Origin of the sequence: Kitasatospora sp. NPDC057940 (assembly GCF_042887425.1) — a bacterium.
GTDB lineage: Bacteria > Actinomycetota > Actinomycetes > Streptomycetales > Streptomycetaceae > Kitasatospora.
In genome coordinates, this window is the sequence record NZ_JBHVPH010000008.1 from 100,682 (window position 1) to 121,562 (window position 20,881).

The following is a 20,881-nucleotide window of genomic DNA, read 5'->3' on the forward strand; positions in this document are numbered from 1 at the left end:
CTCCGCAGGGGGGCGGTTGACCTGCGCAATCAACATATTGTTGCAGCTCAGAGGCCTGATGATCACCCTTCGCCATACGGGTGTAACCGGTCGTGTCCGCGCCGATCGGCATTCCGCAGGAGTACGGTTCCGGAGGAATCGCCGGGCGTGCTCGCGAGTAAAGTCGAGCAGCCTTGCGGGACTATTCGCCATGCCGTGAAAAGACGTACCGGGAATTGGTGCGAAGTATGGGTCAGAAAAAGGGTGAGCCGGGGGCCTCGAAGGCCGCCCGCCCGATATCCCTCAAGTTAGCCGTCGAAGTCCTGCGCGGCGTCGCGCAGGTGGACTTCATGCCCTCCGCCGTCTGCGGCCTGTTCTTCGTGGCCGCACTCTTCGCGGCCGGCTGGCGCTACGGCGTCTACGGCCTGCTCGGCAGCGCCGTCGGCACCGCCGTCGCGTACGGCCTGCGGCTGGCGCGCGACGCCGTCGAGGCCGGGCTGCACGGTTACAACGGCTGCCTGGTGGCGCTGGGGTGCGCGGTGTTCCTCGGCCCCGACCACCCCGCCACCGTCGCGGCGGCCGTCCTCGGCGCCGTCGTCGCCGTGGTGGTCACCGCGGGCCTCGGCGCGGTGCTCGACACCTGGAAACTGCCCGCGCTCACCGCGCCGTTCTGCCTGGTCGCCACCGCGACGACGGCCGCGGCGCCCGGCTTCCGCCACCTGTGGCACGGCAGCGGCGCCCCGACCGCCCTGGCCGGGCCGGCCGCCGGCCCGACCGGTCTGACCTGGGACCAGCTGTGGCACGGGTTCTTCGCCAACATCGGCCAGATCTTCTTCATGCCCCAGTGGTACGTCGGCCTGCTGTTCCTGGCCGGCATCTTCGCGGCCAGCCGCCCGGCCGGCCTGCTGGCCTGCGCGGGCAGCGCGACCGGGCTGCTCACCGCCTGGGCGCTCGGCGCGCCCGCCGACGCCGTCGGCCAGGGGCTGCTCGGGTACAGCGGGGTGCTCGTCGCGATGGCGCTGTGCGGCGTGTTCGTCGCCCCCGGGGGGTGGAGCGCGGCCTACGCCGTCCTCGGCGCGGCCGCCGCGACCGTCCTGACCCCGGCGCTGGCCGCCGCCACCGCGCCGTTCGGCGGCCACGCCTTCACCTGGCCGTTCGTCCTGACCACCATGCTGTTCCTGGCGGCGGTCCCGGCCATTCCCCGGCTGCGCAGAGTCTGACCGGGTTTCGGTAGCCCGAATTCCCGCTCGTGACAGGCGTGTTCATTCGGAGTTCCTGCGGAGTTCCCTCGGAAAGGAAGAGTGATTCCCGTGAATCTCGCCCCGCGTGAGATGGACAAGCTGTACATCTACGTCGTGGCCGATCTGGCCCGCAAGCGCCGCGACCGCGGTGTGAAACTGAACTACAGCGAGGCCTGCGCGCTGATCAGCGAGGCGATCATGGAGGGCGCCCGGGACGGGCGCACCGTCGCCGAGTGCATGGAGATCGGCAAGCAGGTCGTCAGCGGCGAGGACGTCATGCCCGGCGTCCGCGAGATGCTGCCGCTGCTCCAGGTCGAGGCCGCGTTCCTGGACGGCACCAAGCTGGTCTCCTGCCACGACCCGGTGGGTGCCTGAGTCATGACCGTACGTCAGGCGGAAACGGCGACCGGTCCGACGCCGGCGCCGACCTCGGCCCCGGCACCCGCCGCCACGGTGGTGCTGGCCGGCGGGCACGAGAGCGACGGCGGCCGGGACCTGGCCGCCCTGGTGGAGCGCGAGCCCGCCGTCCACGCCGCGGCCGCCGCCGGTCGGGCGCTCGGCGAGGCCGTCCGCTCGGCGCTGGCCGCCACCGACGGCCCGGTGTGCGTCGTCCCGATGACGCTGGGCCGCGACCCGAAGCTGGTGGCCGACACCGCCCGGGCGCTGCGCTGGCTGGCGGCGGGGGAGGGGCGCGGACGACTCGCCCTGACCGGGGCGTTCGGCGGCAAGGACCACCTCGTCGGCTGGCTGCGGGCCGCGGCCTCCGCCGCCCCCGGGCCCGACGGCGCCGTGCTGGTCACCGCCCCGGCGGCCGGACCGTTCGAGGACGCGGACCTGTTCCGGATCGCCCGGCTGGTCCGCCAGTACGGCCACCACCGCTGGGTCGAGGTGGCCTTCGCGGGCGGCGACCCCGACCTCGCCGAGGGCGCCGAACGCTGCCGGCTGCTCGGCGCCCGCGAAGTGACGGCCGTACCGGCCTCGTTCGGGCCGGCGCTGCGCACCGAACTGCCCGGGGTGCGGGACGGCGGGCCGCTGCTGCGGCCGTCCGCGATCGCCGGCGTCGTCGCGGCCCGCACCGCGGCGGCCCTGCACCTGCTCGGCCACGGCGAGGACGGCATCCTGGCCGGCCTCGACGCCGAGCACGGGCACGGCTACGCCCACAGCCACGGCCCCGGCGGGGACCACTCGCACGGCCACGGCCATGGGCACGACCACGGCCACGGGCACGGCCACGGTGCCACCGACGGACCCACCCACGGCCACGCACACCACTGAACCGAAAGAACTGAACCGACAGAGAGGAAGGGCCCGCCATGTCTGGTGGCGCCACGTACCTGTACGGCGACGACCCGGTGGAGATCAACGCCGGTCGCGCCCAGGTCACCATCACGGTCAGCAACACCGGCGACCGGGCGATCCAGGTCGGCTCGCACTACCACTTCTTCGAGGTCAACCGCGCCCTCGACTTCGACCGCAACGCCGCCTACGGCAAGCACCTGGACATCCCGGCCGGCACCGCCGTCCGCTTCGAGCCGGGCGACACCAAGGACGTCACGCTCGCCGAGTTCGGCGGCCACGGCCGCCTGATCGGCTTCAGCAACCTCGTCGACGGCGGCATCAGGTCGGCCGACACCCGCGCCCGGGCGATCGACCGGGCGATCGCCCTCGGGTTCAAGGGCACCAACCTCGACCACAAGGAAGGCGACCGCTGATGGCCACGCTGTCCCGCAAGCAGTACACCGATCTCTTCGGGCCCACCGTCGGCGACCGCTTCCACCTCGCCGACACCAACCTCGTCGTCGAGATCGAGAAGGACTTCAACCAGGGCCACTACGGCGACGAGGCCGTCTACGGCGGCGGCAAGGGCATCCGCGACGGCATGGCCCAGGACCCGGCCGCCACCTCCGCCCAGGGCGCGCTGGACCTGGTGATCACCAACGTCGTCGTGATGGACGCCGTCCTCGGCGTGGTCAAGGGCGACATCGGCGTCAAGGACGGCTTCATCACCGCCGTCGGCAAGGCCGGCAACCCGCACACCCAGAGCGGCGTGCACCCCCGGCTGGTCATCGGCCCCGGCACCGAGGTGATCTCCGGCGAGCACCTGATCGCCACCGCCGGCGGCATCGACACCCACATCCACTTCATCGCCCCGCAGCAGGTGCAGGAGGCGCTGAGCAACGGCATCACCACCCTCATCGGCGGCGGCACCGGCCCCTCCGACGGCACCAACGGCACCACCTGCACCCCCGGCCCGTGGAACATCCACCGGATGTACCAGGCGGTCGAGGACCTCCCGGTCAACGTCGGCCTCCTCGGCAAGGGCAACGGCTCGCTGCCCGGCGCCCTGCGCGAGCAGGTCGAGGCCGGCGTCTGCGGCCTCAAGGTGCACGAGGACTGGGGCAGCACCCCCGCCGCCATCGACAGCGCGCTCGGCGTCGCCGACGAGTACGACGTCCAGGTGGCCATCCACACGGACACCCTCAACGAGGGCGGCTTCTTCGAGGACACCCTCTCCGCCATCGACGGCCGCACCATCCACACCTTCCACACCGAGGGCGCGGGCGGCGGCCACGCCCCCGACATCATGCGGATCGCCGGCGAGCCCAACGTCCTGCCGTCCTCCACCAACCCCACGCTGCCCTACACCGTCAACTCGGTCGACGAGCTGCTGGACATGGTGATGGTCTGCCACCACCTCAGCCACGACATCCCCGAGGACGTCTCCTTCGCCGACTCCCGGGTCCGCGCCGAGACGATCGCCGCCGAGACCGTCCTGCACGACGAGGGCGTCATCTCGATCTTCTCCTCGGACTCGCAGGCGATGGGCCGGATCGGGGAGTCCTTCACCCGCGCCTTCCAGACCGCCCACCACTGCAAGGACCAGCGCGGCAAGCTCGACGGCGACACCGAGCGCAACGACAACTTCCGCGTCCTGCGCTACCTCGCCAAGCTCACCATCAACCCGGCCATCGCCTCCGGCACCGCCGACCACATCGGCTCGCTGGAGAGCGGCAAGCTCGCCGACATCGTGCTCTGGCCGATCAACTCCTTCGGTGCCAAGCCCAAGATGGTCATCAAGGGCGGCGTCATCAACTGGGCGCTGATGGGCGACCCGAACGCCTCGCTGCCCACCCCGCAGCCGGTCTACTACCGCCCGATGTACGGCGCGCTCGGCCGGGCGAAGCAGGCCACCCGGGTCTCCTTCATGTCGCAGGCCGCCATCGACCTCGGCGTCCCGGCCCGACTCGGGCTGGACAGCAGGGTCCTGCCCGTGCGGCGCTGCCGCTCGGTCGGCAAGCAGCACATGGTCCGCAACGACGCGCTGCCGAAGATCGCCGTCGACCCGGAGACCTACAAGGTCACCCTGGACGGCGAGCCGGCCACCATCGAGCCCGCCCGCGAACTCCCGCTCAACCACCTGTTCTACCTCGCGTGAACAGCGCTTCGGGGGCCGGCGCAGGACCCGCGGGAGGCCTGGACGCCCTGCTGGTCAGCCTCCAGCTGACCGACTCCGCCTTCCCCAGCGGCTTCTACACCCTCTCGCACGGCCTGGAGGGCTACGCGCAGGCCAAGGCCGTCACCCCGGACACCATGCCCGACCTGCTCACCGACCTGCTGCGCCACTCGGTCGGCCCCGGCGACGCCACCGCGCTCGCCCTCGCCCACGGCGCCGCCCGGGCCGGCGACTGGGGCCTGCTGGTCGAGGTGGACCAGCGGCTGCACGCCACCAAGCTCAACCGTGAGCTGCGCCTGGCCTCCACCCGGACCGGGCGCCAACTCCTCGACATCGCCCGGGAGTCGATCGGCGGCGAACCGCTGGACCGGTACGCCGAACTGGTCGCCGCCAAGCAGGCCCCCGGCTCCCAGCCGGTGGCCGCCGGAGTCGCCTACGCCTCCGCCGCCGTGCCCGTCGACCAGGCCGTCGCCAGCGACCTGTTCGCCTTCTGCACCAGCTTCGTCGGCGCCGCCCTTCGGCTGCGGCTGACCGACCACCGCAAGGCGCAGGTGGTGCTGCGGGCGGTGGCGCCGGTGATCGAGGAGACCGTAGGGGCCGCCCTCGCCCGGGAGTTGGACGACCTGGGCGGGTGCGTGCCGGTCGCGGACGCGATGTCCGGGCGGCACGAACGGGCCGAGGCCCGGCTGTTCGCCAGCTGAACCGCGTCCGGGAGGTGCGGGCGGGCGCGGGATCGCCGCAGCTCCCGTCCCTCCCGGACGCAAGAACCAACGTCACACCGCATCAGAAGGAGACAGCAATGACCGAGAACGTGCTCCGCGTGGGCATCGGCGGGCCGGTCGGCTCCGGCAAGACGGCGCTCATCGAGGCCCTCGTCCCGGTGCTGATCGCCAACGGCCACCGCCCGGCGGTCATCACCAACGACATCTACACCCAGGAGGACGCGCAGCACGTGCGTCGCACCCTGGCCGGCGTCCTCGACCCCGAGCGGGTCGTCGGCGTCGAGACCGGCGCCTGCCCGCACACCGCCGTCCGGGACGACCCGACGATGAACCTCGCGGCCGGCGCCGAGATGCTGGAGCGCTTCCCCGACGTCGACACCCTGCTGTTCGAGTCCGGCGGCGACAACCTCACGCTGACCTTCAGCCCCGTCCTGGTGGACCTCTTCCTCTTCGTCCTGGACACCGCCGAGGGCGAGAAGATGCCCCGCAAGCGCGGCCCGGGCATCACCGAGTCCGACCTGCTGGTCATCAACAAGATCGACATCGCCCAGTACGTCCGCGCGGACCTCGGCATCATGGAGTCCGACGCCCACCGGGTCCGCGAGGGCGGGCCGGTCGTGCTCACCAACTGCCTCACCGGGCACGGGCTGGACGAGATCGCCACCTTCCTGGAGACCTTCCGCAAGGTCCCGGCATGACCGTCACGGTGGCCGCGGGGGAAGCGGCCGCGGGGGAGGCCGCCGTGCCCCGGCTCGATCCGCGGCACTACGAGCCGGCCCGCGTCCCGTACGCCGTCCGCCGGTACGCCGGGACGCCCGACACCCTGGGTGTCGGGCGCCCCGGCAAGGTCGGCCTGCTGGAGCTGGCCTTCGAACGGATCGGCGAACGCACCGAACTCACCGGCCACTACCAGAAGTCGCCGCTGCAGATCATGCGCCCGCTCTACTTCGACCCGGCCCGCCCGGACCTCGCCGTCACCTTCCTGATGTCCACCGGCGGCGGCATCCTCCAGGCCGACCGGCTGCGCACCGACCTGCGCTGCGGCGCCGACACCGCGACCCACCTCACCACCCAGGCGGCCACCAAGGTCTACCGGATGGAGTTCGACTACGCGACGCAGCTGGTCAACCTGGACGCCGGCCCCCGCGCCTACGTCGAGTACCTGCCCGAGCCCGTCATCCCCTTCGTCGACTCCCGGCTCTACCAGCGCACCGTCCTCACCGTCGACCCCACCGCCACGGTGCTGGCCGGCGAGACCGTCCTCGCCGGCCGCCTCGCCCGGGGCGAGCGCAACGCCTACCAGGTGTTCGCCTCCGACCTCGAAGTGCGGCGCCCCGACGGCCAGTTGATCGCCCTCGACACCGTCCGACTGGAGCCCCCGGAGGCCGGTGTGACCGGCCCGGCGGTCCTGGCCGGCCACGACGTCATGGCCAGCCTCTACGTCGTCACGCCGCTCGCCCCCGCCGCGCAGGTCGCGGACACCCTGCACGAGGCCCTGGCCGGCAGCGGCCTGCTCCACGGCGTCAGCGTCCTCCCGCACGACAGCGGCGCCTGGCTCCGCCTGCTCGGCTCCGACACCCGCGCCTGCGCCGCCGCCCAGCGCACCGCCTGGGACGCCGTCCGCCGGCTCCTCATCGGAGCCCCGGCTCCGGCCCTGCGCAAGACCTGACCCCGCTCCGCACCTCTGGTTACCTTCCCGGACCTCCCCGTACCTCCCCGAAGCGCCCCGGCGCCTCGGGGAGGGGGCGCGAGGGGGGCGGGGGCGGCTCCGGATGCAGTCGGACCGGCCTGGTCGCAGCATGGAACCGGAGGTTCTCATGCGCCGACCCACGTTCGGACCTTCCCCGCCCGACCCCGCGTCCGGTGCCCCCGCGCCCGGCGGCCCGGCATCCGGCCCGGCAGCCGATCCCGCCCCCGGCCCGGGGTCGGAGCACCGGGGCCGGGGCGGTCTGCGGTCCGGCTCGGTCTTCCTCTCGTTCGTGCCGTGGATCGTGTTCGACGTCATCGCCGGGCCGAGCACCTGGTAGCCGGCGGCCCTGACGGCGCTGATCACCGCGCTCCTGGGGCCGGCGGCCCTGCACGTCGGCTCGGCGAAGGACTGGCTGACCTGGGTCATCCCGGTGATCCTGCTGGTGCCGGCGTTCCGGATCACCCGCTGGTACCCCGAGCACGTGCGCGAACAGGCCCGGCGCGGCCGGTGAGCAGCACACCCGGGGGGCGTCCGGGCGCCGCGACGGCGGGATTCACCCGGTCGGGTGGATCCGATGGGACCTCTCCCGGGCGGGCGAGGAGCGGCTGGATAGTGAGGAGGCAGTCGCATTCCTCGCTGTTCGCGGTCTCAACTCGCTTCAAGGGGAGGACACATGGTCGGTACGGCGCACCGGAGCACCGGTGTGGAGGGGGTGGGGGGCGGTGTCGGTCTGACGGCCCTCCTGGTCGCCGCGGCGCGCGCGATCGAGACCCACCGGCACGACACCCTGGCGCAGGACGTCTACGCGGAGCACTTCGTGCTCGCCGCGCCGGCGTCCGCGGGCTGGCCGGTCCGGATGCACCAGGTGCCGGACGGGGACGCGAACCCGCTGTGGGGGCGGTTCGCGCGCTACTTCGGTCTGCGCACGAGGGTCCTCGACGACTTCCTGCTCCGGTCGGTGCACGCGGGCGCCCGCCAGGTGGTCCTGCTCGGAGCCGGGTTGGACACGCGGGCGTTCCGGCTCGACTGGCCTCCCGGCTGCACGGTCTTCGAGGTCGACCGGGAGGGCGTACTGGCCTTCAAGGACGGGGTGCTCGGTGGGCTGTCGGCCTCCCCGAAGGCGGCACGCGTACCGGTCGTCGCCGACCTGTGCGACGACTGGGCCGCAGCGCTGACCGGGGCCGGCTTCGACGCGGCCGTACCGAGCGTCTGGCTGGCGGAGGGGTTGCTCTTCTACCTGCCCAACGGTGTCGAGACGCAACTCATCGACACGGTCGACCGGTTGAGCGCGGGCGGCAGTGCCATGGCGTACGAGGTCAAGCTGGAGAAGAACCTGCTGGAGTACCGCGAGAGCCCGCTCTACACCTCGACGAAGCACCAGATCGGCATCGACCTGCTCGATCTGTTCGACGGAGAGCCGCGGCCCGACTCCGCGGGCGCCCTGGCCGGCAAGGGCTGGATCACCTCGGTCCACACCCCCTTCGACTTCACCCACCAGCACGGTCGCGGCCCCCTGCCCGAGCCGAACGACGCGCTGGAGGGCAACCGCTGGGTGTTCGCGCACAAGCCCCGGGTGTAGGTCCTGTCCGGCCGGATCCGGGCACAGGGAGGGCGGAGCGCCTCGCTCAGCGGGCGCTCCGCTCCGGGACCAGGACGGGTTTGACCACCCGGCCCGCGTCGCAGTCGCGTTCGGCCTCGTTGATGGCGGCGAGCGGGTACCGGCGGATCAGCTGGTCGAAGGGGAACCGCCCGGCCTGCCACAGCCGGGTCAGCCGGGGGATCAGCAGCGCCGGCACCGCGTCCCCCTCGCAGATGTGCGAGATCCGCCGGCCCCGGTCCAGTGTCCCCGGATCGAGCGACAGCGCGGTGCGGAGCCGGGCCACCAGCCCGAGGTGGCCGGTCGGGCGCAGGGCCCGGAGCGCCTCGTTGATCAGCGGGGCGGAGGCGGTGGTGTCCAGCGCGTACCGGGCGCCGCCGTCGGTCAGCCGCTGGATCCGCTCGGCCAGGCCGGGCCGGGGGACGAGGCCGGAGCTGGAGGCCGGGTCGGCCCCGCGGGCCTGGTCGGCCGGTCCGGCGCGCAGCGGGATCGCGCCGAACCGCTCGGCGAGGTCCAGCCGTTCGGGGTACCGGTCGACGGCCACGGTCACCGCCCCGGCGGCCGTGGCGGCCATCACCGCGGCCAGGCCCACCGCCCCCGCGCCGAGGACCACGACGGTGTCGCCGGGGCCGGCGCCGAAGGAGTTGAACACCGCCCCGGCCCCGGTCAGGAAGCCGCAGCCGAGGGGCCCGAGCAGCTCGACGGGCAGTGAGCGGTCGACCCGGACGGCGTTGCGCGCCGGGACCATCGCGTACTCGGCGAACGAGGACTGGCCGAACCACCGGGGAGCCAGCTCGCCCCCGGCCGCGTCGGTGAACCGTGCCGCGTCCTCCTTGCGCCCGCCGAAGAGGTTGAGCGCGGCGAAGGAGTCGCAGTAGGCGGGGGCCGCGCCCAGGCAGTTGCGGCAGTGTCCGCACGAGTCGAAGCTCAGCACGACGTGGTCGCCGACGCTCAGCCCGGTGTGCGGGCCGCCGGTCTCCACCACGACCCCGGCCCCCTCGTGCCCGAGCACCGCCGGCAGCGGCGAGCGGCCCGCCGAACGCCGGACCGCGAGGTCGGTGCGGCACATCCCGCAGCCCGCGATCCGCACCAGGACCTCGCCGTCGGCCGGCCCCCCGTTCAGGACCACCTCCTCGAGGGCGAACCCGCCCTCGTACGAGCGCAGTACCGCCGCGTCGAACCTCATCGTCACGCCTCCTCCGGATCGTCAGGCCTCCTCGGGCCGGTGCACGACGAACGGCCTGAGGTTCCCGTAGAGCCCCCACGGCCCGCCCGCGACGCCGACACCGCTGTCCTTGATGCCCGCGAAGGGCTGGGCGAGGGACAGTTCGGCGTGGTGGTTGATCCACGCCGTCCCGCACTCCAGCCGGTCGGCCACCGCCTCGGCCCGGTCGAGGTCCGTCCCCCACACCGAGCCGCCCAGCCCGAACCCGGTGTCGTTGGCCGCCTCGACGGCCTCGTCGACGCTCCGGTACGGCAGCACCGGCAGGACCGGGCCGAACTGCTCCTCCGTCACCACCGGACTGTCGCAGGGGACGTCGGCCAGGACCGTCGGGGCGAAGAAGTAGCCCGGCCGGTCCAGCCGGTGGCCACCGGCCGCGGCCCGGGCGCCGCCTGCCAGGGCCCGGGCCGTGTAGCGCTCGACCCTGGCCAGCTGGGGGGCGTTGTTGACCGGCCCCAGCTGGGTGAGCGGGTCGAGTCCGGCGCCGACGACCACGCTCCTGGCCCGCTCCGCGAGGGCCTCGACCACGCGGGAGTGGAGCCGGGCCGGGGCGTAGACGCGCTTGACCGCCATGCAGACCTGCCCGCAGTTGCGGAACGCCGCCCAGAACAGCCGGTCCGCGATCCGGTCCACGTCCACGTCGTCCAGCAGGACGGCGGCGTCGTTGCCGCCCAGCTCCAGGGTGACCCGGGCGAGCGAGGCGGCCGCGCCCGCCGCGACGGCCCGCCCGGTGGGGACCGAACCGGTGAAGGTCACGTGGCGGATCCCCGGGTGGGAGGCGAGCCGGGCGCCGAGGGGTTCGCGGCCGGTGACGATCGTCAGGACGCCCTCGGGGAGGGCGGCGGCGAGGACGGACCCCAGCAGCCGGGTGGCGAGGGGGGTGAACGGGGAGGGCTTGAGCACCATCGTGTTGCCCGCGGCGAGCGCGGGCGCGAACTTCGCCGCCGCGAGCTGGAGCGGGAAGTTCCACGGGACGATCGCGGCGACCGGCCCCAGCGGCCGCCAGCGGATCTCGCTGCGCAGCGGACGGCCGTCCGCGATCGGCTGGGGCGCGGGGGCCAGGTCGGCGAAGTAGCGCAGGCGGGCCGCCGTCCGGGCGACCTCGGCGGCCGACTCGGCCAGGGGTTTGCCCTGTTCCCGGGTGAGCAGTGGGGCGAGGTCGGCTCCGGCCGCCTCCACGGCGTCGGCTGCCGCGCGCAACGCGGCGGCGCGGGCGGCGGGGTCGGCCCGCCAGCCGCGCCAGGCCTCGTGGGCCCGGCCGACGACGGCGTCCAGCACGTCCGGCTGCTGGTCGGGGGATTCGGCGAAGGCCTCGCCCGTCGCCGGGTCGACGACGGCGAAGCGCCCGCCGTCGGGCACGGGCGGGCGGTCGGGCCGGCTCGTCGGCATGCCGGCGGTCAACTCGCGGCGGTGACGGCAGCGTGTTCCCGGGCGTGCCGGTCCATCTCCGCCCGGAAGTCGGCCACCAGCTGCGGCCGGATCCTTCCGGCGGTGCGGTCGCCGCCCTCGCAGACGGCCCCGCGCACCCCCACGATGTCCGTGCCGATGCGGGTCAGCGTGCCGAGGTCCGCCGCCCTGACGCTGCCCGCGAGCGCGGCGAGCAGGTCGGCTTCGTGGGCCAGCCGGACGAACTCCGCGCAGACCTCGGGCGGAACGTGGTCGAACAGCCTGGTCCCGTCCTTGATCGCGGTGTCGAGCATGGCCGCGTCGGAGCCGGAGCGACGGGCGATGTCGGGCAGCGCGAGCGGGTTGACGCAGCCGATCCGGTGGGCGTCGGCGTAGCCGGAGGCGACGACGAACGCGTCCGGCCGGTAGTCCTTCACGGCCCGGACGACCCCTCGCATGACGTCGACGGCCTGTTCGGGCGTCGTGCACCCGTACAGGCCGACCTTGATGTACGTGGCGCCGGAGACGGCCGCACCGAGCGCGGCCTGGGCCACCGTGCCGGGCTTGTACGGGACGTCCCCCACGGTGGCGGACAACGGCTTGTCCGCCGGGACGGCGTCACGGATCTCCCTGATCACCCACGGGAAGTTCGCGCCGAGCGAGCCCTCGTCCGGCTTCTTGACGTCGACGATGTCGAGGTGCTCCGCCGCCTTCGCACAGTCGAGGGCCTCCTCGACGCTGTCCGGGGAGATGAGCAGCAACAACGTGGGCTCCTTCCACCGCAGGTCCACCGGCCGGGGGCAGGTGTGCGGAGTCGTCTGGATCACGTGCGGTCTGTTCATCATTCCTTCGGCCCGTGGCCCCCGGTAGGGCGCGCGGAGCCCGAACGGATCACTGCCGTGGCGCGATCACCACCCGACGCGCCGGACACGCCAGTTCGAACCCGTCGCACGCGAGTGCGGTCGGGGCCCGGGGGTGGGATGCCGGCTCCCGGCCGCCCGGGGCGGCCACTCGGGCCTCAGGCCCACCGCTCCACGAAGCGGCGCTGCCAGGGCGTCTCCACCGCGTGCCGGTCGTAGTGCTCCCGGACGTACGCGACGGCCTCGGCGGCCGGGACGCCGTCCAGGATCGCGACGCAGGCGAGGGCGGTGCCGGTGCGGCCGTGGCCGCCGGCGCAGGCGAGTTCGACGTGTTCGGTCGCCGACCGCCGCCAGACCTCGCGGAAGGCGTCGGCCGCGTCCGCCCGGTCGGCGGGGAGCCGGAAGTCGGGCCAGTGCACCCAACGGCCCTCCCACGGGAACGGCTTGGGCGGGCGGCCCAGCAGGTAGAGCCCGAAGGAGGGGTGCGGGCCGGGCGGCAGCGGGCGGCTGAGGCCGCGCCCGCGCAGCAGCCGGCCGGAGGGCAGGCGCAGCACGCCGGGGGCGGCCGGGTCCCAGGGCGCGTTCGGCCCGTTCGGCCCGGTCGGCCCGGGGGTCTCGGCGGTCTCGGTGGTCTCGGGGGTCTCGGTCATCTCGCGGTTCTCCTCAGGACGCCACGTGCAGGGCAGGGGTACCCGGCATCCCGGCCCGGTGGGCCAGGGCCGCCGCCTCGCCGCGCGAGGAGACGCCGAGCTTGGCCAGGATGTTGGCGACGTGGAACTTCACCGTCGACTCGCTGATGTGCAGCGCCGCGGCGATGTCCCGGTTGCGCCGGCCCTGGGCCAGCTGGTCGAGCACTTCCAGCTCGCGCGGCTGGAGGCCGTCCAACGGGTCGGTGGCGAGCGGTTGTTCGGGCAGGCCGAGCGGCAGGTCGACGCTCACCGTGGTGCCCCAGCCGGGGACGGCCTCGATGGCGCAGCGCCCGCCGAGGGCGGCGATCCGGTCGGCGGTGCGGTGGACGGCCAGCGCGTCGGCGGCCAGCAGGCCGGGGCCGTCGTCCCGGACCGCCGCCCGCAGCGTGTCACCGGTGAACCGCCAGCTCACGTGCAGCCTGGTCACGGCGTCCTGCTCCAGCATCACGAGGACGGCCGCCCGGACGGCGTCCCGGGCGGCGTGCGCGGTGTCCGCCGGCACGGACCGGTCGGCCTCCGCCGGCGGCGCCACGTCCAGCCGCACCCGGGTGTGCCGCAGCAGCGGGCGCAACTGCTGGTCGAGCCGGGCGAACGCGGCGTCGGCGGGCTCCTCGCTGAGCGCCCGGTCCAGGTCGGCGCCCCGGCGCAGGTCGAGCAGCGCCGTCACGGCCAGTTCGGTGGCGGCGCGGCGGGCGGTGGCGTCGTCCAGTGCGGCGGAGCGCAGCGGGGCGAGGATCGCGGTGAGCGCCGCGCCGTGGGAGCCGGTGAACTCGGCGATCGCCCGGGCCCGGGCGTTGGCGGAGGCCCGGGAGGCCACCGCGTGGGTGGGGCCGGCGTCGGTGGCGCGGTGGTGCGAGTGGGTGGTGACCAAGTCCCACAGCTGCTGGAGGACGGCGAGTGCCCCGGCCGCCACCGGGTCGGCGCCGCCGTCCCGGACCAGCACCAGCACCGCGGTGGTGGCGTCCGACGCCGACGCCGTGACCACCACGACGGACCTCGCCCGCCCGGCCAGCTGCGCCTCGCCCTGCCAGGCCCGGCCGTCGGCCGTCGCCGGGGTGGTCGTCTCGGCCAGCTTGGCGAGCTCCAGGCCGCTGACGGCGGCGGTCAGCTCGGGCGGGCCGTAGGCGAGCGTGGGGGAGTAGGTGCAGATGCCGCTGAGCTGGGCGATCGCGACGTGCGGGACGAGGGTGGCGACCACCTCGGAGAGCCGGTCCATCAGGTGCGGCCGGGGGGTGCGCAGCACCTCGACGGCCCGCGCCAGCGCCTCCTCGGGGCGGCCCCAGTGCTGCCGCCACCGCTCGTCCGCGCCGTCCCCGTTCCCGCCGTCCCCGTTCCCGGAGTCCAGGTCCCCGCCGTCCACGTCCACGTCCTCGCCCGTCTCGTCGCGCACGCCCTTGTCGGCGCCGGTGCCGTCGCCCATGCCGGCCAGCCTAGCCCGGGGGCCGCGGTGGCGGCCTGGCCGTTCGGACAGGTGGAACCGTCCGAACGGCGGGCCTGGCGCTCACCCCGGACGATCCAGGATGGAGCCGTCGGAAGAAACAACTCACCGAACCCGCAAGGACATTCCATGACCAAGGCGATCGCCTTCTCCGAGTACGGCGGCACGGACGTGCTGCGCCCGACCGACGTCGAGCTGCCCGCCCCGGGCCCCGGCCAGGTGCGGGTCGCGGTCCGCACGGTGGGCGTCAACCCGCTGGACCACAAGGTGCGCAGCGGCTCGATGGTGGCGGCCTTCCCGGTCTCCTTCCCGCACGTCGGCGGCTACGAGCTGGCCGGCGTGGTGGAGGCCGTCGGCCCGGACGTGACCGCGTGGGCGCCCGGCGACGAGGTGTTCGGCGCCGTCATGGGCGGCGCGTACGCCGAGCAGGCGCTCGTGGACGCCGACCTGCTGGCCCGCAAGCCCGCCTCGCTGAGCTGGGAGGAGGCCGCGGCGATCCCGGTGGCGGCCGAGACCGCCGAGCGGGTGCTCGGCGTCCTGGGCGTGCGGGCCGGCGAGACGCTGCTGGTGCACGGCGCGGCCGGCGGGGTCGGCACCCTGCTGCTGCAACTGGCCCGGGCACGCGGGATCACCGTGGTCGGCACCGCCGGCGAGGCCAACCACGGCTACCTGCGCGAGCTGGGCGCGATCCCGGTGGCCTACGGCGACGGCCTGGCGGACCGGGTGCGGGCCGCCGCCCCGGGCGGGGTGGACCGGGCGCTGGACGCGGCAGGCAAGGGCGGGGTGCTGCCGCTCTCCATCGAGCTGACCGGCTCCGCGGACCGGGTGGTGACGATCGTCGACTTCGCCGGCTCGGCCGAGTACGGCGTCCGCTTCAGCGGTGGGGTGGAGGGCGTCGAGCCCTACCACCAGCGCGCCTACGCCGCCGTGCTGGCGCTGCACGAGGCGGGCACCCTGCGGCTGCCGTTGCACCAGGTGCTGCCGCTGGCGGAGGCGGCCGAGGCGCACCGGGTCAGCGAGCACGGGCACCTGCGCGGCAAGATCGTGCTCACGGTCTGAGGCCGTCGGAGCCGTGAGTCGTCGGAGCCGTGAGCCGTCGGCGACCGGGCGGTCGGCCCGGTGTGTTGATCAACTGGTCGATGCACCGGGCTTCCTGACGCGGAATCGGTAGAGTCCGGTGGCATGGTGACTGAGAACGCAGCAGGGGAGTCGGCGGGCCGCCTGGCCGGGCGGTCCTGCGTGGTGACGGGCGCGGCCAACGGCATCGGCCGGGCCGTCGCCGAACGCTTCGTGCGCGAGGGCGCGTCGGTGGTCGGCACCGACATCGACGCGGAGGGCCTGCGCCGGCTGGCCGACCGGTTCCCGCACGCCGTCAGCACGGTGGTCGGCGACGTGGCCAGCGACGAGGACGCCCGCCGGATGGTCGACGCCGCCGTCGAACGGCACGGCCGCCTCGACGTCCTGGTGGCCAACGCCGGGGTGATCCCGCTCATGGAGGTCACCGAGGCCACCGCCGAGGAGTGGGACCAGGTCATGGCGGTCGACGGCCGCGGCATGTTCCTCACCTGCAAGTACGGCATCCAGGCGATGGCCGCCCAGGAGCGGCCCGGTGGGGCGATCGTCTGCGTCTCCTCCATCTCCGGCGAGGCCGGCCAGCGCGGCCAGGCGGTCTACGGGCCCGCCAAGTTCGTCGCCTCCGGCCTCACCCGGCACCTCGCCGTCGAATGGGCCGACCGCGGCATCCGGATCAACGCCGTCGCCCCCGGCACCATCGCCACCGACCGCGTCGCCCGCCTGTACGACGAACCCGGCGGGACGGAGTACCTCGCCGCGATCGAGAAGCGCCACCCCATGGGCCGCCTCGGGGCCCCGGCGGAGGTCGCGGCGGCCGTCCTGTTCCTCGCCTCCGACGACGCCTCCTTCATCACCGGCGCGGTGCTGCCCGTCGACGGCGGCTACCTCGCGCAGTAGCCGTCGGCCCTCGGCGTTCCCGACCGGGCGGGCGAGCCGGGGGAGCCAGGGGAGCCGGGGGGCTAGGGAAGCCGCTCGACGATGACCATCGCCGCGTCGTCGTCCAGCCGGCCGCCGACGTGGGCGAGCAGGTCGCGGCGCAGGTGGTGGAGCAGGGCGGTCGGGCGTTCGTCCTGCCAGGCGGTGACGCGGTCGGTGAGCGGGTAGAAGCGCCGGTCGGCGTCGCGGGCCTCGATCACGCCGTCGGTGTAGATCAGCAGCCGGTCGCCCGGGTGGAACGGGAAGGTCTCCACCTTGTACCGGACCGGGGCGAGCTCGCCCAGGCCCAGCGGCGGCGCCGGGTGGCGGGCGGCGAGCGTGGTGATGCCGTCGGGGCGCAGCAGCAGCGGGGGCGGGTGGCCGCAGTCGATCAGCCGGACGGCCGTGCCGTCGTCGGGGATGTCGAGCAGGACGGCGGTGATGAAGGACTCGCCGCTGTCCTCCGGCGGGGCCGCCTCGTCCGGGGCCTCGCCGCTCAGGCGGCGCCGGCGGGCCTGTTCGCCGAGCTGGGCGAGGTCCCAGCAGACGCTGCCGTCCAGGTAGGCGGCGAGCCCGGGCAGGTCGGCGTGCAGGTGGGCGGCGGCGCGGAAGGCGCCGAGCAGCAGGGCCGCGTCGCCGAGCGAGGACAGGCCCTTGCCGCGGACGTCGCCGACCAGCAGCCGGGTGCCGGTGGCGGTGCGGGCGGCCGCGTACAGGTCGCCGCCGACCTGTGCCTCGGCCTCGGCGGCGAGGTAGACGGAGGCCAGGTGCAGCGGCCCGATCCGGTCCGGCAGCGGGCGCAGCAGAACCCGCTGGGCGGCCTCGGACACCGAGCGGACCTGGGCCAGCTCGCGCTCGTACCGTTCGCGCAGCGCCCGCAGTCCGATGATCAGGGCGGAGACGACGACCTGCGCGCCCAGCTGGGTCTCGATGTTGGCGCTGGTGAGGCCGTCCCGGGTGATGCCGATGACGGTGAGCGCGGCGAGGGCCAGCAGGGCGACGCCGGCGGTGGCCCGGGCGCCGGCGTAGGAGGCGGTGAGCGCGGGGGCGACGATCAGCAGCGGGCCGAGGTGGATCTGCGCGGGGGAGAGGATGTCGACGACGGTGATCACGACGATCAGCGCGAGCGACAGCGCCGTCAGCGCGCGGCGGTCGGGCCGCCGGGGGCGGCGGCGGTCGCGCGGGCGGTCGCGGGGCTGCGGGTCACGGGGACGCTGCCGGAGTGGCACCTTTCCTCTGTACACCGTCGGGGCGGTGGGGCGCACCCCGGGCGCTCCTCGGGTGCACCCCGGAGGCCCCCGGCCGCACCCCGTACAGGGGGTCTCAGACCTCTTCGCCGTAGCGGGCCAGGTAGGCGGCGAAGCGGGCGACGTCCTCGTCGGACCAGTCGGTGAAGCGGGCGGTGAAGGCCAGCCGGCGCTGCTCGTTGGCGTCCTGCAGCAGGGCGAGCCCGGCCTCGGTGGCGCGCAGGATCTGGCCGCGCTGGTCGTCCGGGTCGGCCTCGCGCCGCAGCAGGCCGAGCTTCTCCAAGGCGGTGACCTGGCGGCTGACGGTCGACTTGTCGAGCATGAAATGGGCGGCCACGTCGGCGGCCCGGCAGCCGCCGCGCTCGGTGATCAGGTCGAGGATGCTGTAGGTGACCAGGGAGAGGTCGGGGTGCAGCTGGGAGGCCTTGTGCCGGGCGCGCCGGGCGAAGGCGGTCAGCTCGCGCTGGATGGCGTCGATGGACGACTGGCGGCCGGGCACGGGCGTTCCTACCTCCTCGATATTTGTTGCACTATACAACGGATTCCCTCGGGTCCGCGCGCCGCTCCGGGCCTCCCTGTCCCTGAGTGGCCTGCCAGGCGCGGGCGGCGGCAATCCGGCGGGTCGCACTCGGGTGAGTGGCGAACAGTAGCTCAAGCGCCCTCGGCGGGTCGACATCGGAGACGTTCGCCAAGGCCAGTCTGCGTTGCATCGCGACGAACTGCTCGGCGTCCGAGGTCAGTTCGAGCGCGTGCCGGTCCGCCCTGGCCTCGATCCGGCGGCTCACCGCGCACTGGGCCGGCCCCGACAGCGCCCCCAGCAGCGCCGCGCACGCCGCCAGCAGCGGCAGCGCCCGCGGATCGGCCGCATCCGTCGCCCCCGCCGCCGACAGCAGCGGCTGCCAGGATCCCAGCACCCCCAGCACGGCCACCGCCACCGCCGCGCCCACCGCGCCCAGCAGGGTGCCGAACGGCACGTCCCGGTGCTTCACGTGGCCCAGCTCGTGCGCCACCACCAGTTCCACTTCGCGCGGGGTGGCCGTCGACAGCAGCGTGTCGTACGCGACGATCCGGCGGGTCGCGCCCAGCCCCGACACGTACGCGTTGAGCGCGGTGGTCCGCCGCGAGGCGTCCGCCACCAGGACGTCCCGCACCCGTACGCCGTCCCGCTCGGCCAGCGCCAGCAGGGCGCTGCGCAGCGGGCCCGGCGGCATCGGAGCGAAGCGGTTGAACACCGGCTCGATCAGCAGCGGGTGCAGGAAGGACAGCGCCCCCGTCAGCACCGCCGCCGCGCCCGCCGCCGGCAGCCACCAGTGCCGCGGCGACCAGGCGGTCAGCGCGAACAGCCCGAGCGCGAGCGGAAGGACCAGTACGAGGGCCAGGCCCAGGCCGCGCAGCGCGTCCACCGCCCAGCCGGCCCAGCCCTGCGTCACCAGCCCGTACCGGGCCCGGACCACCCGCAGCCGGGCGCCGAAGGGCAGCTGCAACGCCTGGCCGAGCACCACCAGGGCCGCCGCGCCCGCCAGCACCCCGGCCGTCCGGGAGCCGCCGAACCAGCCGCCGACGGCCGAGACCAGGCCGGCCCCGGCCGGGGTCAGGCCGAGCAGCAGGGTGAGCGCCAGGCCCGCCAGCCGACCGCCCAGTGCCCAGGGCAGCTGGGCGCGGCGCAGCGCGCGGCCGCGGGCGCGCTCGGCGGGGGTGAAGTCGGCGGGCGGGCGGCCGGTGGGGCCGGCGGAGGCGGTGGTGTCGGTGTCGTCCATGGGGTGGGTGCGGCTCCGGGATCTGGCGGACGGGGGCGGTTCAGCATCTCCTACCGCGCGGGGGCGGCGCTCAGTCCTCGGCGCCCGGTGCTCCAGCCTTTGGTGTCCGGCCGCGGGTGTTCGGTCGCGGGTGTTCGGTGCCTGGTGCCCGGTGGTGGGGGTTCGGTGGTGGGGGTTCGGTGGCTGCTGGTGTTCGGGAGGGGGTGTTCGGGGGCGGGTGTCCGGCCCGCCGGTTTTGTGCTCGGAATGTTGCGGAACCGAGGCGGATGGGTGCGGAAGCCGTGCCGTAGGCTGACCGCTTCTGGATCGACCCGGGGGGAACCACTCATGCGCCGTGCCGCGGCCGCCGTCGCGCTGTTCGTCGGCCTGACCGCCGTCGCCGCCTGCGGGCCCGACGACCCCGCCCCGGCGCCGGCCGCCGCGCCAGGCTCGGCCGCGGCCTCCTCGGGCGGGGCGGCGGGCACCTCCACCAGCCCGGGCGCGACGCCGTCCGGAACCGCCGCCGGGAAGAACGCCGCGCCCCGGCCCGACGGCAGCATCACCGTCGCGTTCGCCGGAGACGTCCACTTCGAGGGCCGCACCGAGGCCCGGCTCGCCGTCCAGCCGCCCGAGCAGGCCCTCGGCCCGCTCTCCCGGACGCTCGCCGACGCGGACCTGTCCGTCCTCAACCTGGAGACGGCGATCACCGGGCGCGGCGCCCCCGAGCCGAAGACCTACACCTTCCGCACCTCGCCCAAGGCGCTCTCGGCGCTCAAGGACTCCGGCGTCGACGTCGTCTCCATGGCCAACAACCACGCCGTCGACTTCGGCGCCGACGGCCTCACCGACACCCTCGCCGCCAAGGACTCCTCGCCGATCCCGGTCGTCGGCGTCGGCCGCAACGCCAAGGAGGCGTACGCCCCGTACGTCACCACCGTGCGCGGTGTGAAGGTCGCCGTCGTCGCCGCCAGCCAGGTCGAGGACCTCACCAACCAGAAGTGGCGGGCCGGCGCAAACAAGCCGGGCATCGCCTCCGCGCTGGACGTCCCCGCGCTGGTCAAGGCGGTCGAGGCGGCCAAGCAGCAGGCGCCCGTCGTCCTCGTCTACCTGCACTGGGGCGACGAGGGCAAGGCCTGCCCCACCGGCCCGCAGACCGCCATCGCCAAGAAGCTCGCCACCGCCGGCGCCACCGCCGTGGTCGGCACCCACGCCCACACCATGGTCGGCTCGGGCATGCTCGGCAACACGTACATCGGCTACGGCTTCGGCAACTTCCTCTGGTACGGCACCTCCAACTACGCCTTCTCCAACGAGACCGGCGTCACCACCCTCACCCTCACCCGCGACGGCAAGGTCACCGGCGAGGCCTTCGCCCCGGCGACCATCGACGACAAGGGCGTTCCCGTCCCCGTCACCGGCGCCACCGCCGAGGCGGCCCGCAAGCGCCGCGACGGCCTCCGGGGCTGCACCGGCCTCGCCCCGGCCCCGGCGGCGCCGTCGGCTCCGGTGACGGGCGCTACGGGCGCGACGGGCTGAGTCGCCTCCGGGGGCCCGTGGCCCTCTCGTGATCCACCGGGAGCCGCCATCAGCTCCCGGTCGCCGTCCGGCAGTTCTCCGGCCTCCGGCCGCCG

At 74.6% G+C, this 20,881-nt stretch carries 20 protein-coding genes; 12 read left to right on the top strand and 8 right to left on the bottom strand.

The genetic code is table 11. The features are described from left to right. Nucleotides 1–227: 227 nt before the first annotated feature. The 9 genes from ACFVTF_RS15505 (at nucleotide 228) to ACFVTF_RS15545 (ending at nucleotide 8,665) form a co-directional block, all read left to right on the top strand. Entirely contained in the window at nucleotides 228–1,199 is a 972-nt protein-coding gene (locus ACFVTF_RS15505; RefSeq protein WP_387813860.1) for an urea transporter, read from the top strand. Between the two features lie 90 nt (nucleotides 1,200–1,289). Continuing rightward, the gene (locus ACFVTF_RS15510) at nucleotides 1,290–1,595 is read left to right on the top strand and encodes an urease subunit gamma (protein WP_063349823.1); all 306 of its coding nucleotides are present in this window, start codon (nucleotides 1,290–1,292) and stop codon (nucleotides 1,593–1,595) included. A gap of 3 nt (nucleotides 1,596–1,598) precedes the next feature. After that, nucleotides 1,599–2,495, top strand: coding sequence for a sirohydrochlorin chelatase (locus tag ACFVTF_RS15515; protein ID WP_387813862.1), 897 nt, complete (start codon nucleotides 1,599–1,601; stop codon nucleotides 2,493–2,495). Nucleotides 2,496–2,533: 38 nt separating this feature from the next. Continuing rightward, nucleotides 2,534–2,932 carry an urease subunit beta gene (locus ACFVTF_RS15520; protein ID WP_350887002.1) on the top strand — a complete coding sequence of 133 codons (399 nt, stop codon included), beginning with the start codon at nucleotides 2,534–2,536 and terminating at the stop codon, nucleotides 2,930–2,932. Further along, on the top strand, nucleotides 2,932–4,656 hold the full coding sequence (gene ureC / locus ACFVTF_RS15525) for an urease subunit alpha (protein ID WP_387813864.1): 1,725 nt from the start codon (nucleotides 2,932–2,934) through the stop codon (nucleotides 4,654–4,656). The genes ACFVTF_RS15520 and ureC overlap by 1 nt, the downstream gene beginning before the upstream one ends. Then, nucleotides 4,653–5,375: an urease accessory protein UreF gene (locus ACFVTF_RS15530; RefSeq protein WP_387813866.1), complete on the top strand. Its 723-nt coding sequence runs from the start codon at nucleotides 4,653–4,655 to the stop codon at nucleotides 5,373–5,375. The genes ureC and ACFVTF_RS15530 overlap by 4 nt, the downstream gene beginning before the upstream one ends. A gap of 98 nt (nucleotides 5,376–5,473) precedes the next feature. Further along, a complete protein-coding gene (ureG, locus tag ACFVTF_RS15535; protein WP_063349828.1) occupies nucleotides 5,474–6,094 on the top strand; it encodes an urease accessory protein UreG in 621 nt (206 codons plus the stop codon). Further along, entirely contained in the window at nucleotides 6,091–7,065 is a 975-nt protein-coding gene (locus tag ACFVTF_RS15540) for an urease accessory protein UreD (protein WP_363616436.1), read from the top strand. The genes ureG and ACFVTF_RS15540 overlap by 4 nt, the downstream gene beginning before the upstream one ends. A 694-nt stretch (nucleotides 7,066–7,759) precedes the next feature. Then, on the top strand, nucleotides 7,760–8,665 hold the full coding sequence (locus ACFVTF_RS15545) for a class I SAM-dependent methyltransferase (protein WP_371520151.1): 906 nt from the start codon (nucleotides 7,760–7,762) through the stop codon (nucleotides 8,663–8,665). 46 nt (nucleotides 8,666–8,711) lie between these two features. On the opposite strand, the gene ACFVTF_RS15550 is transcribed toward ACFVTF_RS15545, so the two are convergent. The 5 genes from ACFVTF_RS15550 to ACFVTF_RS15570 form a co-directional block, all read right to left on the bottom strand. Beyond that, complete coding sequence (locus ACFVTF_RS15550; RefSeq protein WP_387813869.1) at nucleotides 8,712–9,869, bottom strand: NAD(P)-dependent alcohol dehydrogenase; 1,158 nt, start codon at nucleotides 9,867–9,869, stop codon at nucleotides 8,712–8,714. A gap of 21 nt (nucleotides 9,870–9,890) precedes the next feature. Next, entirely contained in the window at nucleotides 9,891–11,294 is a 1,404-nt protein-coding gene (locus ACFVTF_RS15555) for an aldehyde dehydrogenase family protein (RefSeq protein WP_387813871.1), read from the bottom strand. 8 nt (nucleotides 11,295–11,302) lie between these two features. Beyond that, nucleotides 11,303–12,055: a (5-formylfuran-3-yl)methyl phosphate synthase gene (locus ACFVTF_RS15560; protein WP_371522903.1), complete on the bottom strand. Its 753-nt coding sequence runs from the start codon at nucleotides 12,053–12,055 to the stop codon at nucleotides 11,303–11,305. Between the two features lie 254 nt (nucleotides 12,056–12,309). Then, complete coding sequence (locus ACFVTF_RS15565) at nucleotides 12,310–12,801, bottom strand: protein phosphatase (protein WP_387813873.1); 492 nt, start codon at nucleotides 12,799–12,801, stop codon at nucleotides 12,310–12,312. A 13-nt stretch (nucleotides 12,802–12,814) separates the two neighbouring features. Next, nucleotides 12,815–14,260 (bottom strand): LuxR C-terminal-related transcriptional regulator, encoded by a 1,446-nt coding sequence (locus ACFVTF_RS15570; RefSeq protein WP_387813875.1) that lies wholly within the window; start codon nucleotides 14,258–14,260, stop codon nucleotides 12,815–12,817. A gap of 147 nt (nucleotides 14,261–14,407) precedes the next feature. On the opposite strand from ACFVTF_RS15570, the gene ACFVTF_RS15575 reads away from it, so the two are divergent. Continuing rightward, nucleotides 14,408–15,337, top strand: a complete 930-nt coding sequence (locus tag ACFVTF_RS15575) for an NADP-dependent oxidoreductase (RefSeq protein ID WP_387813877.1) — start codon at nucleotides 14,408–14,410, stop codon at nucleotides 15,335–15,337. A 123-nt stretch (nucleotides 15,338–15,460) separates the two neighbouring features. Beyond that, a complete protein-coding gene (locus ACFVTF_RS15580; protein ID WP_387813879.1) occupies nucleotides 15,461–16,249 on the top strand; it encodes an SDR family NAD(P)-dependent oxidoreductase in 789 nt (262 codons plus the stop codon). Nucleotides 16,250–16,311: 62 nt separating this feature from the next. On the opposite strand, the gene ACFVTF_RS15585 is transcribed toward ACFVTF_RS15580, so the two are convergent. The 3 genes from ACFVTF_RS15585 to ACFVTF_RS15595 form a co-directional block, all read right to left on the bottom strand. Continuing rightward, nucleotides 16,312–17,496 carry a PP2C family protein-serine/threonine phosphatase gene (locus tag ACFVTF_RS15585; protein ID WP_387813881.1) on the bottom strand — a complete coding sequence of 395 codons (1,185 nt, stop codon included), beginning with the start codon at nucleotides 17,494–17,496 and terminating at the stop codon, nucleotides 16,312–16,314. A 94-nt stretch (nucleotides 17,497–17,590) separates the two neighbouring features. Further along, nucleotides 17,591–18,013, bottom strand: coding sequence for a MarR family winged helix-turn-helix transcriptional regulator (locus tag ACFVTF_RS15590; RefSeq protein WP_371520172.1), 423 nt, complete (start codon nucleotides 18,011–18,013; stop codon nucleotides 17,591–17,593). 31 nt (nucleotides 18,014–18,044) lie between these two features. Then, complete coding sequence (locus ACFVTF_RS15595; RefSeq protein WP_387813883.1) at nucleotides 18,045–19,271, bottom strand: M48 family metalloprotease; 1,227 nt, start codon at nucleotides 19,269–19,271, stop codon at nucleotides 18,045–18,047. A 327-nt stretch (nucleotides 19,272–19,598) separates the two neighbouring features. Between ACFVTF_RS15595 and ACFVTF_RS15600 the strand changes: the two genes are divergently transcribed. After that, nucleotides 19,599–20,786: a CapA family protein gene (locus tag ACFVTF_RS15600; RefSeq protein WP_387813885.1), complete on the top strand. Its 1,188-nt coding sequence runs from the start codon at nucleotides 19,599–19,601 to the stop codon at nucleotides 20,784–20,786. Nucleotides 20,787–20,881: the final 95 nt, after the last annotated feature.